The sequence below is a fragment of the Microbacterium arborescens genome (assembly GCF_049707515.1).
GTDB classification, from domain to species: domain Bacteria; phylum Actinomycetota; class Actinomycetes; order Actinomycetales; family Microbacteriaceae; genus Microbacterium; species Microbacterium arborescens_B.
Genome location: NZ_JBNAFI010000001.1, coordinates 380,341 through 394,286, shown reverse-complemented (window position 1 = coordinate 394,286; position 13,946 = coordinate 380,341). Strand labels below are relative to the sequence as shown.

Genomic DNA, 13,946 nt, shown 5'->3' with positions numbered 1-13,946 from the left:
TTGTGGGTGTGCTCCAACGGCTGAGGTGCGGCGCTGGATAGGGTGGAACGCGTGACCGACCAGCCCGACCTGTCCACGACCGCCGGCAAGATCGCCGACCTCCGCGCCCGCTACCAGACGGCCGTCGTCGACGCCGAGGCCGTGGCGCGCGAGAAGCAGCACAAGAAGGGCAAGCTCACCGCCCGCGAGCGCATCGAGATGCTCGTCGATCCGGGATCGTTCGTCGAACTCGACGAGTACGTGCGCCACCGCACCACCGCGTTCGGCATGGACCGGTCCCGCCCGTACGGCGATTCGGTCGTCGCGGGCGTGGGCACCATCCACGGCCGGGCCGTCGCGGTCTACTCGCAGGACTTCACGACGTTCGGCGGCTCGCTCGGCGAGTCAGCCGGCGACAAGATCATCAAGGTCATGGAGCTGGCCCTCCGCGGCGGCATGCCGATCATCGGCATCCTCGACTCGGGCGGCGCGCGCATCCAGGAGGGCGTCGTCGCTCTCGGCAAGTACGGCGAGATCTTCCGCCTGAACACCGCGGCATCCGGCGTCATCCCCCAGATCTCCCTCATCATGGGTCCCGCCGCCGGCGGCGCCGTGTACTCCCCCGCACTCACCGACTTCGTCATCATGGTCGACAAGACGAGCCAGATGTTCGTCACCGGGCCCGACGTCATCAAGACCGTGACGGGCGAGGACGTCGGCATGGAGGAGCTCGGCGGTGCCCACACTCACAACACCCGGTCGGGCGTCGCGCACTACCTCGCCGAGGACGAGGACGACGCGATCGACTACGCACGGTCGCTCCTCGGCTTCCTCCCCGACAACAACATGTCGGATGCCCCCGTGTACGAGAGCGGCTTCGAGTGGGAGACCACCGACGGCGACCGGGCCCTCAACACGATCATCCCCGACTCCCCCAACCAGCCCTACGACATCCACCAGGTGATCTCGGGGCTCGTCGACGACGGCGAATTCCTCGAGGTCCAGCCCCTGTTCGCGCCGAACATCGTCGTCGGATTCGGCCGTGTCGAGGGACGCACCGTCGGCATCATCGCCAACCAGCCCTCGCAGATGGCGGGGACGCTGAACATCGACGCCGGCGAGAAGGCGAGCCGCTTCGTCCGGTTCTGCGATGCCTTCTCGGTGCCCATCGTCACCCTCGTCGACGTGCCGGGCTACCTGCCCGGGACCGACCAGGAGTGGACCGGCGTCATCCGTCGCGGTGCGAAGCTGCTCTACGCCTACGCGGAAGCGACGGTGCCGCTCGTCACCGTCATCCTGCGCAAGGCGTACGGCGGCGCGTACATCGTCATGGGCTCGAAGCAGCTCGGCGCCGACATCAACGTGGCCTGGCCCACGGCGGAGATCGCCGTCATGGGCGGACAGGGCGCCGTCAACATCCTGTACCGGGGCGAGATCAAGCGGGCGGAAGAGGCCGGCGAGGATGTCGCCGCCGTGCGGTCGCGGCTGGCTTCCGAGTACACCTACAACGTGGCCTCGCCGTTCCTGGCCGCCGAACGCGGCGAGCTCGACGGCATCATCGAACCCGCCCAGACCCGGGTCTACGTCGCGAAGTCGCTGCGTGCGCTCCGCGGCAAGCGCGCCGAGCTGCCCGCGAAGAAGCACGGGAACATCCCCCTGTGACCGGCCGGGATGACGCTCGCGACGAGGCGGTGCGCGACGAGCGCCCGTTGCGGATCGAGGTGCGCCGCGGTACGCCGACCGCCGAGGAGCTGGCCGCGGTCATCGCCGTCGTGAGCGAGTCGTACGTTCAGGAGGCTGCCGACGCCGTAGCCCCCGAGCCGTCGCCCGAGTCGGCCTGGCGGCGCTCGGCGCGAGCCCTGCGGACGCCGCTGCGCCGCGGCTTCGGCTGGGGACGCTTCACCGGCTGACCTGGTTCGGGGTCTCGGTAGATATGTCCCCCGAAGTACCTACAGACAGAAGTGATGCATCCCCGCAAACTGGAGGTGCTGGAACGCTTCTGCGTTCGGTCACCCGTGCTTCACGCCGGTGACTGCTGCGAGCTGGTTTTCGGGTAACCACTCGCATGGCGAGGGGCGGGCGGCTTCGCCGCCCCTCGCCCCCAGCACCTCGCATCCAGCGGTTCGCCGCATCCGCCCGTCCGCGGATCGCGCAGACGGAGCCGGCCTTCGCCACCGGTCAGCCGCGCGGTCGCGGGATCTCGCGCCAGAGGTCGACCGTCTCGTCGGCACCGTCGTGTCCACGCGATCGTCCGACCACGGTGACGGCGGTGTCGGGATGCGTCGACGTCCGGATGTACAGCCGCTCCGACGTCGCCCCGTCGAGCACATCTGCGAGCTCGGCACGGATGGCGGCGAGCTCACGCTCGTCGAGGCCGTCGAGCCCGCCCTCGTCGAGGAAGGTGACGTGCGATCCTGCTCGGCGGACGTCCTCGAGCACGCGGCGCACGGCGTCGTCGAGCAGGCGCGGACCGCGCAGCTCGTCGCGCAGGCGCCCTTCCGCGAGGCGGGCCTGCAGCCGCTCATCGTCATCGAGGTCGCCTCCCGCGCTGATCGTGCGCGAGAGCACGGGGCCGGCCACGGCGAGGGCGCGCTGGACCCGCACGCGCCGCTCGCGACGACGACCCTCCTGCGTGGCGAGCCACTCCGACGCTTCGCGCTGCAGCGCCGTGAGCTGCGCCGTCTCGACAGCGGCACGGTCGATCAGCAGCACGATGATCTGCGCACCCCCGACCCAGATCGCCGAACCGACGGCGCCGAGGGAGAGGGTGGGCTCGATACCGATCCACACGACGGACTCCAGGAAGAGCACCGCGATGCCCGACCACGCGATGATGGAGCGGCGGCGGACTACCAGGACGGCCATGAGAGCGCCGAGCCCGCCGAGGCTCCAGGTCGCGAACGGCTGCAGGCGACCGGCTTCACCCGCGGCCCACCAGGTGGCCGAGGGGATGGCGGCGGTGACGGCGAAAGCCAGCAGCGCGATCCACAGCGGCAGCGGCGCGGGCCGGCTCATGCCGGCAGTCACGGCCGAGACGGCGGAACCGTCCGTGACGGGCCCGGCAGGCCCCCGCATCGGCCGTGTCGGCCAGAAGATGCACAGCCCGGTGACCGCCAGATAGACGACGAGGCTCAGCACGAGCACCACCGGGACATCGACGGGACGGGTCCAGAACATGCCGCCGACGGCCAGGTACCCGGTGAACGCGACACCGAGAGACGACAGCACCCAGCGCGAGGACCGGTTCATGAGCGATCCCGCCAGGAGATCGATACGGTCGTCCCCGTCGCGTCGGAGTCGACGGTCGCGGCTCCCGCCACCGCGGCCATCCGCGCGATGATCGAGGCGCGGATGCCGAGGCGGTCTTCCGCCACCCGCCCCGCCTCGAACCCGGGTCCGTCATCGATCACCGCGATGTCGACGCCCGTCGCGTCGGCGCGGAAGGTCACGCGAAGGTTCGCGGCGCCGGCGTGCTCGACGGAGTTCGTGACCGCCTGAGCCGCTGCGAGCTGCAGGGCGCGGGCCACGCGCCCCGGCACCGGCCGCGCCCCGGGACGGATCTCCTGGGTCATCGCCGCGGGCGGGTGCAGTCGACGCACGATCGCCTCGAGCTCGGAGCCGACGATCGATGCGGGCACCGGCGCATCGGGCCCCTCCCCCGCCTCCTGGTCGACGTTCGCGAGGCGGGTGAGCGCTTCTCGCGCCATCGACACCGCGAGCGCGCGCTCACGGTCGGTCTCAGCCCGTTCTGCGGCGATGAGGGCAGCCAGGACGCTGTCGTGCATCAGAGCGGCGACGGCGACCCGCTCCTTCTCGACCGCGTCGGCGGCCGCGGCCTGGGCGAACGAACGCACGGCCCCCTCGCGTCCGCTGTCGATGCTCGCCGCGAGCGAGCGGAGGATCCATCCGACGACGATCAGCACGCTCGCGAGGATGATCGCGAACACGGAGTCCAGCGCGACATCGAGCACGATGCCGGGCGTCATCGGCAGCAGCGACAGCCGCATGGCGCCGTAGAGCAGCGGAAGGAGGAAAGCCCAGACGATCTGCCCCGCGAGCGGCAGGCAGAACACCGCCGCGACGGTCCCGACATTGATGAGGAACCACAGCCACGGCTGCTCGTCGACCGTCGTGGACGAGCCTGCGGCCAGGGGCCAGAGCACGGTCGCGACGGGGAACACGCCGGCGAAGACGCCGCTGAACACGCGGACCGCCCGCGAGGTGACCAGCGCGATGCACATCAACAGGAGCGAGCCCAGCACGACGACCAGGAGCACGGTGTTCCAGGTCGAGTGGCCGGGGGTGTCGCTGAGCGCCCCGACGAGCGCTTGCAGGCCGATGACGGCGCTGCCGGTCCCGACGACGATGCCCAGGATGCGATCGATGCGCGACTGCGTGAAACGCTGGGTCTGCGCGAGGGCTTCGCGGAACTCCGCGGGCCGGCGCGGCCGGGCGACGACGGCGGGCTCAGCGGGCATCGGAGGCTTCGGCGACGAGACCGTCTTCCATCGCGCGACGGAGGAGGTCGACCTTGGTGGGTGCGGGACGGCCGACCTCGACGTACTTGACCCGGACCCGGGTGATGTTCTCCTTCGCGGTGGAGTAGGCGATGCCCAGCCGCTCGGCCACCGCCTTCAGCGGGAGACCGGCGGCGTACAGACGCAGCACCTCGCGTTCGCGCGTCGAGAGCTGCGCATCGCCGAACGCGCGATCGCCGTCGACCGCGCTGGCCCACTCGACGTTGTCGAGGTGCTCGCCGCGGGCGACCGTCTCGATCGCTGCGACGACGTCGTCGGTTCGCGACGACTTGCTGATCACGCCGAGCGCTCCGGCCGCGAGCGCCTCGCGCACGGCCGCCGGCCGATCGGCGACGCTGTGGATGATGACCTGCGAGCCGTCCCAGACGAGCTGCGCGACGTTCTCCGACACCGTCGCGCCGTCGCCCAGCATCAGGTCGAGCACGACGACATCCGCGGGCGCCTCGTTCGCCTCTTTGCGCCACCGGAGATAGTCGGCGACGGTGCTGCCGTCGAAGACCACGTCTCCGACGCCCGCACGGGAACAGGCGGCGGCGAGCCCGAGCCTGACCGACTCGTGATCGTCGATGAGCGCCACCCGTGTCATGGGCTCAGCCTAGGACAGCGGGCCCTCGTCGGTGAGTACCGCGACCGCCTCGACGTGATGCGAGTTGGGGAACAGGTCGAGCCCCTGCAGCGAGATCGGGGCATATCCGCCGGCGCGGAGCATCCCGATGTCGCGGGCGAGCGCGACCGGATCGCACGCGACGTAGACGAGCGTCGAGGGTCGGAGATGCAGCAGCGCGTCGACGACCTCCCGGCCCGCTCCCGAGCGCGGCGGATCGAGCACCGTCACCCCGGACCGGAGCCGGGCGCGCTCTGCCGCAGACGCCGTCTGCTCCGTCTGCGCGAGCCAGCGGTCGACGCGGCCGGTCTCGGCGCGCGCGCCGACCCATTCGGCGAGATTCTCGCCGGCATGGTCGGTGGCGCGGGCGTCGGATTCGACGCTCGTGACGCGGGTGGCGGGTCCGCCGAGCTCGGCGACCGCGGCGGCCAGGAGGCCGACACCGCCGTAGAGGTCGAGGTGCCAGGCATCCGGGTCGAGGTCGTCGCGCCCGGCCGCCCGGAGGCCGCTCTGAACGGCGTCGCGCAGGGCGATCGGCGCGAGTCGGTGCACCTGCCAGAAGCCGCCCGCATCGACGCGGAACGCGCGACCGCCGACCTTCTCGACGACGACCTCGCGCAGCGCCGGATCGGATGCCGTGCGAGGGCCGCCGCGGCCCCGCCGTCGCGGCGTCTCGGGTCGGGGCAGCGCACGCACGCGCCCGTCCGAGGGCTGGACCAGGTCGAGGCGACCGGGAGCGGCCGACCGGCCGCGCGCGACCGCCTCGGCGATCGCGGGCGTCGCGAGCGGGTGATCGTCGACCTCGACGACGCGGTGCGAGCGGGCGGCGAACGGTCCGATGCGCCCGTCCCCGTCGACGTGCAGGCTCACGCGGGTGCGCCATCCGGTTCCGTCCGCGCTCTCGTCGGGCCCGGCGGGCGCGACGACGACATCGCTGTCGACGCCGCCGAACCGCTGCAGCGCATCGCGGAGGACCCGCTGCTTGAGCTCGCGCTGGTGCTCGAGCTCGATGTGTCCGAAGTCGGCTCCGCCGGGACGGTTCTCGGGCGCGGTCCCGATGTCGGCCGGCGCCCACACGTGCGACTGTCGGTGAGGTGAGGCGTCGAGCACCTCGATGGCCTCGGCACGCCAGAACGACGACTTGGCGGTGTCGGTCAGTCGGGCCCGCACCCTCTCCCCGGGGACGGCATCGGGCACGAAGACGACGCGCCCTTCGTGGCGGGCGACGAACACGCCGCCGTGGGCGACGTCGGTGACGTCGAGGTCGAGGAGGTCGCCGGACTGCATCCCACGATGCTCGCACACGGGCGGCCGCCCCGGCACCGCTGCGGGAGCGTCCGCGGGTAGCGTGAACGGCATGCGCGTGTGCCTCGCCTCGACCTCCCCCGCCCGCCTCATGCTGCTGCGGCAGGCGGGCATCGAACCGTCCACCCGGGCGCCCCAGGTCGACGAGGAGGCGGTCGTCGCCGCGATCGAAGCCGCCGAGGGCCGGGTGCTGCCGCCCGACGAGCACGTCCTGCTGCTGGCCCGCCGGAAGGCCGCCGACGTCGTCGAGACGCTCGCGCGCGTCGAGCCCGACTTCGACGGGATCGTCATCGGCGGCGACTCGATGTTCGCCTTCGATGGCGACGTGCTCGGGAAGCCGCTCCTGCCCGCCGTCGCGACCGAGCGCTGGGAGCGGATGCGGGGCGGCACCGGCATCCTCCACTCCGGGCATTCGGTGTTCCGGGTCCGGCCCGGAGTTCCCGCGCGCGAGGCTCACGCCGTCGCCGAGGCCGCCGTGACCTTCGCCGCAGACATCACGAGCGACGAGATCGCCGCCTACGTCGCGACCGGCGAACCCCTGCAGGTGGCGGGCGCGTTCACGGTCGACAGCCTCGGCGGCGCGTTCATCACCCGCGTCGAAGGCGACCCGTCCACCGTCGTGGGCATGTCGCTGTCCACACTGCGCGGCCTCGTCCGCGACCTCGGCATCGGCTGGACCGAGCTGTGGGGCACGGGAGCAGCGTCGTAGAAGAGACCGCTGTTGGTAGGCATCCGCGCACGTTCGGTCGGTCACTTTGTGCGAGGGATCCAAAAGACGGGCGCGTGTGCTCGCTAGGCTGGCATTCATGCCTGAGATCGCCAAGGTCCTGATCGCGAACCGCGGCGAGATCGCCGTCCGAATCGTGCGCGCCGCCCGTGACAGCGGGAAGGCGTCCGTCGCCGTCTACGCCGACCAGGATCGGGATGCGCTCCACGCACGCCTCGCCGACGAGGCGTACGCCCTCGAGGGGTCGACGAGCGCCGAGACCTACCTGTCCATCGAGAAGATCCTCTCGGTGGCGCGGCGCTCCGGCGCCGACGCCGTACACCCCGGCTACGGCTTCCTCGCCGAGAACGCCGAGTTCGCCCGCGCCGTCATCGGCGCCGGGCTCACCTGGATCGGCCCGTCGCCGGAGGCCATCGAGGCACTCGGCGACAAGGTGACCGCGCGGCACGTCGCAGAGAAGGTCGGCGCGCCGCTGGCCCCGGGAACCCCCGGTCCCGTCGAGGGCCCCGACGAGGTCATCGCCTTCGCGAACGAGTACGGCCTTCCGATCGCCATCAAGGCGGCCTACGGCGGCGGCGGACGCGGACTCAAGGTCGCGCGCGAGCTCGACGAGGTCGCCGAGCTGTTCGAGTCGGCCACCCGCGAGGCCATCGCCGCCTTCGGCCGCGGCGAGTGCTTCGTCGAGAAGTACCTCGACAAGCCGCGCCACGTCGAGACCCAGTGCCTCGCCGACGCCGCCGGCAACGTCGTCGTCGTCTCCACGCGCGACTGCTCGCTCCAGCGCCGCCACCAGAAGCTCGTCGAGGAGGCCCCCGCGCCGTTCCTCACCCCCGAGCAGAACGACATCCTGTACACCGCCTCGAAGGCGATCCTGCGCGAGGTGGGCTACGTCGGGGCCGGAACGTGCGAGTTCCTCATCGGAGCCGACGGCACCATCTCGTTCCTCGAGGTCAACACCCGCCTGCAGGTCGAGCACCCCGTGTCCGAGGAGGTCACCGGGATCGACCTCGTGCGCGAGCAGTTCCGCATCGCCGAGGGCGGCACGCTCGACTACGACGACCCCGCGCCGGTCGGTCACTCGATCGAGTTCCGCATCAACGGTGAGGACCCGGGCCGGAACTTCCTGCCGCAGCCCGGACGCATCCACGTCTTCAAGACCTTCGGCGGGCCCGGCATCCGGCTCGATTCCGGCGTCACGGCGGGCGACTCCGTCTCGGGCGCGTTCGACTCCCTGCTCGGGAAGATCATCGTCACCGGGCGCACCCGCGAAGAGGCGCTCGAGCGGTCGCGCCGCGCACTCGACGAGTTCGAGGTCGCCGGCATGCCCACGGTGCTGCCGTTCCACCGCAGAGTCGTGCGCGAGCCCGCCTTCACCGGCGCGGACGGCACGTTCGGCGTGTTCACGCGCTGGATCGAGACGGAGTTCGTCAACGACATCCCCGCGTGGGACGGCGAGCTCGAGGCTCCCGCCGAGCCGAGCGGTCGGCACACGGTCGTCGTCGAGGTCTCGGGCAAGCGCCTCGAGGTGAGCCTGCCCGACCGCGTCGCCTCCGCGCCGGTCGCGTCCGGGCGTCCCGCACAGGCGCCGCCGTCGCGCCGCTCGCACGCGGCGACCGCGAGCGCTGCCGCCTCAGGCGACGCCGTGAAGTCGCCGATGCAGGCGACGGTCGTCAAGGTCGCGGTCGAGGCGGGCCAGCAGGTCGTCAAGGGCGACCTGGTCGTCGTGCTCGAGGCCATGAAGATGGAGCAGCCGATCCAGGCCCACAAGGACGGCGTGGTCGGCGCGATCGACGCGACCCCCGGGACGACCGTCGGCGCCGGGCACCCCCTGCTGACCATCTCCTGACGCCCGGGGTTCCGCGCGCGATCGTCGGAGGATGCCGCGAACGTCGGAGCGATCAGCTGGACCACTCCGACGTTCGTGCGATTCTCCGACGCCGCGCGGGCGGTCAGACGAGCGGATGCCGCAGCCCGCGGCTCAGGACAGCGGGTCCTCGTCGCGCTGGACGAGGTGCATCGCGCGGGCGGCATCGGTGATGCTGCCGGTCAGCGAGGGGTAGACCGCGAAGACGCGCGAGACCTGATCGACCGTCAGGCGGCGCTCGACGGCGATCGCGATCGGGTAGATGAGCTCCGAGGCGCGGGGCGCGACGATGACGCCGCCGATGACGGTGCCCGATCCCTCGCGCGCGATGATCTTCACGAAGCCGTCCTTGACGCCCATCATCTTCGCGCGCGGGTTGGCTGCCAAGGGCAGCTTGTGGACGTAGCCGTTCACCAGGCCCGAGTCGACGTCCTTCTGCTGCTGCCCGACCGTCGCGATCTCGGGGGCGGTGAAGATGTTCGCGGTGATGCGGCGGCGATCGAGCGGGATGACGGTGTCGCCGAGCGCGTGGAAGACCGCCTGCCGGCCCTGCATCGCGGCCACGGAAGCGAGCGGCACGAAGGTCGTGCAGTCGCCGGCGGCGTAGATGTTGGGCACCGAGGTGCGCGCGACGCGGTTGACCTGGATGTGGCCCGAGTCGGTGAGCTGGACACCCGCCTGCTCGAGGCCGATGCCGGCGGTGTTGGGGATCGAGCCGACGGCGAGGAGGCAGTGGCTTCCCTCGACGGTGCGTCCGTCCGACAGCGTGGCCACGACGCCGGCCTCGGTGCGCTCGACCTTCTCGGCACGGGACTTCGAGAGCACCGTCATCCCGCCGCGCTTGAAGACCTTCTCGATGACCGCGGCGGCGTCGACGTCCTCACCGGGCAGGACCTGGTCGCGACTGGAGATCAGCGTGACCTTCGCGCCGAGGTTCATGTAGGCCGAGGCGAACTCGGCGCCCGTCACACCCGAGCCGACCACGATGAGGTGCTCGGGCAGCGACTTCATGTCGTAGAGCTGCGTCCAGGTGAGGATGCGTTCGCCGTCGGGCTTCGCGCTCGGGAGCTCGCGCGGCGACGCGCCGACCGAGACGACGAGGGTGTCGGCCTCGACGCGGTCGAAGTCGGTGCCCCCGGGGCCGGTGGCGGCGATGATGGCGTGCGTGCCGTCGAGTCGGCCGTGGCCGGAGATGATGCGGACGCCCGCCTCGACGAGCTGAGCGCGCATGTCGTCGGACTGCTGGCGGGCGAGGGCGAGCAGCCGGCGGTTGACGGCGGCGAGATTGATGGCGACCTCGGGCTTGAGGGGCGTGCCCGAGTCGGATCGCGCGAACAGCTGCACGCCCAGATCGGATGCCTCGCTGATGGCGACCGCGGCGTCGGCGGTGGCGATCAGCGACTTCGACGGGACGACGTCGGTGATGACGGCCGAACCGCCCACGCCGGCGCGTTCGACCAGCGTCACCTCCGCGCCCTGCTGGGCGGCGGCCAGGGCCGCCTCGTATCCGCCGGGACCGCCGCCGAGGACGGCGACGCTTTGGGTGCGCTCGAAGCTGAGAGGCGACATGGTCTCCATTCTTCCTCAGGCGCGGCAGCCGTCGCGCACGCCTGTGCCCGAACCCTCGCGCGTCTTAGAGTGGGGGGATGCTTGACTCCTCTGCGCACCCCCTCGACGACCCCTCCGCCGACCCGCTCGAGGTCGCCCGGCAGGCCGCGGCGGACATCGCCCGCATCAGCGGCGTCGAGCGTCACGACGTCGCCCTGACCCTCGGGAGCGGATGGGGCCGCGCGGCCGAGCTCATCGGAGAGACCACCGCGACGATCCCCGCCACCGAGGTCACCGGTTTCAGTCGGCCGGCGCTCGAGGGCCACGTCGGGACGCTCCGCAGCATCCTGACGCCCGAGGGCAAGCGGGTCCTCGTCATCGGTGCACGCACGCACTACTACGAAGGCCACGGCGTTCGGCGGGTCGTTCACAGTGTGCGCACGGCCGCCGCCACGGGCGCGAAGATCATGGTGCTCACCAATGGCGCCGGCGGCATCAAGCCGACCTGGCGCCCCGGTCAGCCCGTCCTCATCAGCGACCACCTGAACCTCACCGCCGACTCTCCGCTGGAGGGCGCGACGTTCATCGACCTCACCGACCTGTACTCGTCGCGGCTGCGCGATCTCGCCCGCTCGATCGACCCGAGCCTCGACGAGGGCGTCTACACCCAGTTCCGCGGTCCGCACTACGAGACCCCGGCCGAGGTGCGGATGGCTCGCGCGATGGGCGGCGACATCGTGGGCATGTCGACGGCGCTCGAGGCGATCGCCGCGCGCGAGGCGGGGATGGAGGTCCTGGGCTTCTCGCTCATCACGAACCTCGCCGCCGGCATTCAGGAGTCCCCGCTCAGCCACGCCGAGGTGATCGAGGCCGGTCGCGAGGCGGAGCCCGTGATCTCGGCACTCCTCGCCCGTGTGATCGAGGCGCTGTGACCGGCGCGGAAGAGCCCGCCACGGGCGTGACAACCGGCTCGACAAGTCCCGCGGTGCCTCTCGAGGCGGCACGGAGCTGGCTCGCGCAGGACCCCGACCCCGAGACGCGCGACGAGCTGACGGCCGTCATCGCGGCCGCCGAAGGGGGCGACCCGTCGGCGGAGGCCGACCTCGTCGACCGATTCGGCACCCGTCTGGCCTTCGGCACCGCGGGGCTCCGCGGCCGACTCGGCGCCGGCAGCAACCGGATGAACCGCGTGCTCGTGACGCAGGCCGCCGCCGGACTCGGCGCCTACCTGCTCGAGAAGGCCGGCCCCGACGCTCCCCCCGTCGTCGTCATCGGCTACGACGGTCGCCGCGGGTCGGCGCGGTTCGCCCAGGACTCCGCCGAGATCTTCGCCGGCGCCGGGCTCCGCGCGATCCTGCTGCCGCGGCTGCTGCCGACGCCGGTCCTGGCGTTCGCGGTGCGGCATCTCGGCGCCGATGCCGGCGTCATGGTCACCGCGAGCCACAACCCGCCCGACGACAACGGCTACAAGGTGTACCTGGGCGGAAGCGACGACGGTTCGCAGATCGTGCCGCCCGCGGACGGCGAGATCGCCGCGCACATCCAGCGGATCGCGGACGCGGGCGACATCTCGGTCCTCCCCCGCTCCGCGAGCTACGAGACCGCCGACGACGCGGTCGTGGAGGCCTACGTCGCGGCGACCGCGAACGTCGCACCGGCGCCCGCGGGGGCGAACGGGATGCGGTGGGTCTACACCGCCATGCACGGCGTGGGCACCGAGACGATGCTGCGCATCCTCGACACGGCCGGCTACCCCCACCCGGTGCCGGTCGCGGAGCAGGCCGAGCCTGACGGCCGGTTCCCGACGGTCGCTTTCCCCAACCCCGAGGAGCCGGGGGCGATGGACCTCGCCTTCGCGACCGCGCGGGCGAGCGACGCCGAGTTCGTCCTCGCCAACGACCCCGACGCCGACCGCCTCGCGGTGGCGATCCCGGATGACGCCGTGGACGGCGGCTGGCGCTCGCTGACGGGCAACCAGATCGGACTGCTGCTCGGTTGGCGAGCCGCCCGCCGGGCCGCCGCCAGCGGTGCCGTCGCGGGTGCCTCGCTCGCCTGCTCGCTGGTGTCGTCGCCCGCGCTGCAGGTCGTCGCCGAGCGGTACGGCCTCGACTTCCACGCGACCCTGACGGGGTTCAAGTGGATCTCGCGTGCACCCGGTCTCGTCTTCGGGTTCGAAGAGGCGCTGGGGTATCTGGTGAACCCGGAGTCGGTGAAGGACAAGGACGGCATCTCCGCGGCCGTCGCGATCCTGGGGCTGGCGGCCGAGGCGCGCGAGCAGGGCCGGACGCTCGGCGACCTGCTCGCCGAGTTCGACGCCGAGTTCGGCAGCTTCGCCAGCGGCCAGGTGTCGGTCCGCGTCGATGACCTCGCCGTCATCGGACGCATCACCAGTGCACTCCGCTCGGCTCCGCCCGTCCGCGTCGGCAGCGCCGCGGTCGTGTCGTTCGAGGACCTCGCCGCCCCGGTCGCCGGTCCCCCGCTCGGCGACATCCTGCGGCTCTGGCTCGAGGGCGATGCCCGCATCCTCGTCCGGCCCAGCGGTACCGAGCCCAAGCTCAAGCTCTACCTCGACGTCCGGGGCGACTCCGCCGCCGACGCGGCATCCCGACTCGCCGACCTCGAAGCCGGCGTGCGCGAGCTGCTCGCCGGCATCGGCTGAGGCACGCCTCCGGCACACCAGCCCCACGCGTCCGGCGATACATTCGTCGGACGCGCGGGGCTGATGTCGACTCGAGTGCCGCCCAGCACCCCACCAGCACCACCTGGCCGGCGTCTGTATCGCGCATTCCGCGCCGCTAGGCTTCGGGAGTGCTGCTGACCGAACCTGTCGAGCTCGCCGACGACCACGTGCGCCTCGTGCCGCTCGCGCACGAACACGCCGAGGACCTGGCGCGAGCCACCGTCGGACTCGAGTACGCCTGGTACACCTCGGTTCCCGATGCGGTGCCGGCAGACATCGCGCAGCGGCTCGCCTGGCGTGACGAGGGGCACATGAACCCGTTCGCCGTGCTGCGGGGCGACATCGCGGTGGGGATGACGACGTTCTGCAACATCGACCAGCAGAACCGCCGCGTCGAGATCGGGCACACCTGGCTCTCACCGACGGTGCAGCGGACGGCCGTCAACACCGCCGCGAAGCGCCTCCTGCTCGCCCACGCGTTCGAGGACTGCGACGCCATCGCGGTGGAGTTCCGCACGTCGTGGCACAACCGCCCGTCCCGTGCCGCGATCGAGCGGCTCGGCGCGAAGCAGGACGGCGTGCTCCGCAACCACCGGCTGGGGCCGCACGGGACGCTGCGCGACACCGTCGTCTACTCGATCCTCCCGCACGAGTGGCCCGCGGTGCGGCTCGGGCTCGAGGCGCGCCTGGCCCGCTGAGCG

General features: G+C 71.9%; 12 protein-coding genes. 7 read left to right on the top strand and 5 right to left on the bottom strand.

The window, feature by feature from the left end; all coding sequences use genetic code 11:
• Window positions 1-51: 51 nt before the first annotated feature.
• Window positions 52-1,641, top strand: a complete 1,590-nt coding sequence (locus ACPYN5_RS01670) for an acyl-CoA carboxylase subunit beta (RefSeq protein WP_424447249.1) — start codon at window positions 52-54, stop codon at window positions 1,639-1,641.
• The gene (locus ACPYN5_RS01665; RefSeq protein WP_424447248.1) at window positions 1,638-1,889 is read left to right on the top strand and encodes an acyl-CoA carboxylase subunit epsilon; all 252 of its coding nucleotides are present in this window, start codon (window positions 1,638-1,640) and stop codon (window positions 1,887-1,889) included. The genes ACPYN5_RS01670 and ACPYN5_RS01665 overlap by 4 nt, the downstream gene beginning before the upstream one ends.
• A gap of 268 nt (window positions 1,890-2,157) precedes the next feature.
• Here ACPYN5_RS01665 and ACPYN5_RS01660 read toward each other — a convergent pair whose 3' ends face one another.
• From ACPYN5_RS01660 to ACPYN5_RS01645, 4 genes are read right to left on the bottom strand one after another with little or no spacing between them, the layout of a single operon-like run.
• Window positions 2,158-3,228, bottom strand: coding sequence for a hypothetical protein (locus ACPYN5_RS01660; protein WP_424447247.1), 1,071 nt, complete (start codon window positions 3,226-3,228; stop codon window positions 2,158-2,160).
• Entirely contained in the window at window positions 3,225-4,457 is a 1,233-nt protein-coding gene (locus tag ACPYN5_RS01655) for an ATP-binding protein (protein ID WP_424447246.1), read from the bottom strand. Before ACPYN5_RS01655 ends, ACPYN5_RS01660 begins: the two co-directional genes overlap by 4 nt.
• Entirely contained in the window at window positions 4,447-5,103 is a 657-nt protein-coding gene (locus tag ACPYN5_RS01650; RefSeq protein ID WP_424447245.1) for a response regulator transcription factor, read from the bottom strand. Before ACPYN5_RS01650 ends, ACPYN5_RS01655 begins: the two co-directional genes overlap by 11 nt.
• A 9-nt stretch (window positions 5,104-5,112) precedes the next feature.
• Complete coding sequence (locus ACPYN5_RS01645) at window positions 5,113-6,408, bottom strand: class I SAM-dependent RNA methyltransferase (protein WP_424447244.1); 1,296 nt, start codon at window positions 6,406-6,408, stop codon at window positions 5,113-5,115.
• A gap of 70 nt (window positions 6,409-6,478) precedes the next feature.
• On the opposite strand from ACPYN5_RS01645, the gene ACPYN5_RS01640 reads away from it, so the two are divergent.
• Complete coding sequence (locus tag ACPYN5_RS01640) at window positions 6,479-7,135, top strand: Maf family protein (protein ID WP_424447243.1); 657 nt, start codon at window positions 6,479-6,481, stop codon at window positions 7,133-7,135.
• A 97-nt stretch (window positions 7,136-7,232) separates the two neighbouring features.
• Window positions 7,233-8,999, top strand: coding sequence for an acetyl/propionyl/methylcrotonyl-CoA carboxylase subunit alpha (locus ACPYN5_RS01635; RefSeq protein ID WP_424447242.1), 1,767 nt, complete (start codon window positions 7,233-7,235; stop codon window positions 8,997-8,999).
• Between the two features lie 132 nt (window positions 9,000-9,131).
• Here the strand turns inward: ACPYN5_RS01635 and ACPYN5_RS01630 are convergent, their stop codons facing one another.
• Window positions 9,132-10,595: an NAD(P)H-quinone dehydrogenase gene (locus ACPYN5_RS01630; protein WP_424447241.1), complete on the bottom strand. Its 1,464-nt coding sequence runs from the start codon at window positions 10,593-10,595 to the stop codon at window positions 9,132-9,134.
• Window positions 10,596-10,663: 68 nt separating this feature from the next.
• Between ACPYN5_RS01630 and ACPYN5_RS01625 the strand changes: the two genes are divergently transcribed.
• The 3 genes from ACPYN5_RS01625 (at window position 10,664) to ACPYN5_RS01615 (ending at window position 13,943) form a co-directional block, all read left to right on the top strand.
• On the top strand, window positions 10,664-11,497 hold the full coding sequence (locus ACPYN5_RS01625) for a purine-nucleoside phosphorylase (protein WP_424447240.1): 834 nt from the start codon (window positions 10,664-10,666) through the stop codon (window positions 11,495-11,497).
• Window positions 11,498-11,550: 53 nt separating this feature from the next.
• Window positions 11,551-13,224, top strand: a complete 1,674-nt coding sequence (locus tag ACPYN5_RS01620; protein ID WP_424447239.1) for a phospho-sugar mutase — start codon at window positions 11,551-11,553, stop codon at window positions 13,222-13,224.
• 149 nt (window positions 13,225-13,373) lie between these two features.
• Window positions 13,374-13,943 (top strand): GNAT family N-acetyltransferase, encoded by a 570-nt coding sequence (locus tag ACPYN5_RS01615; protein ID WP_424447238.1) that lies wholly within the window; start codon window positions 13,374-13,376, stop codon window positions 13,941-13,943.
• Window positions 13,944-13,946: the final 3 nt, after the last annotated feature.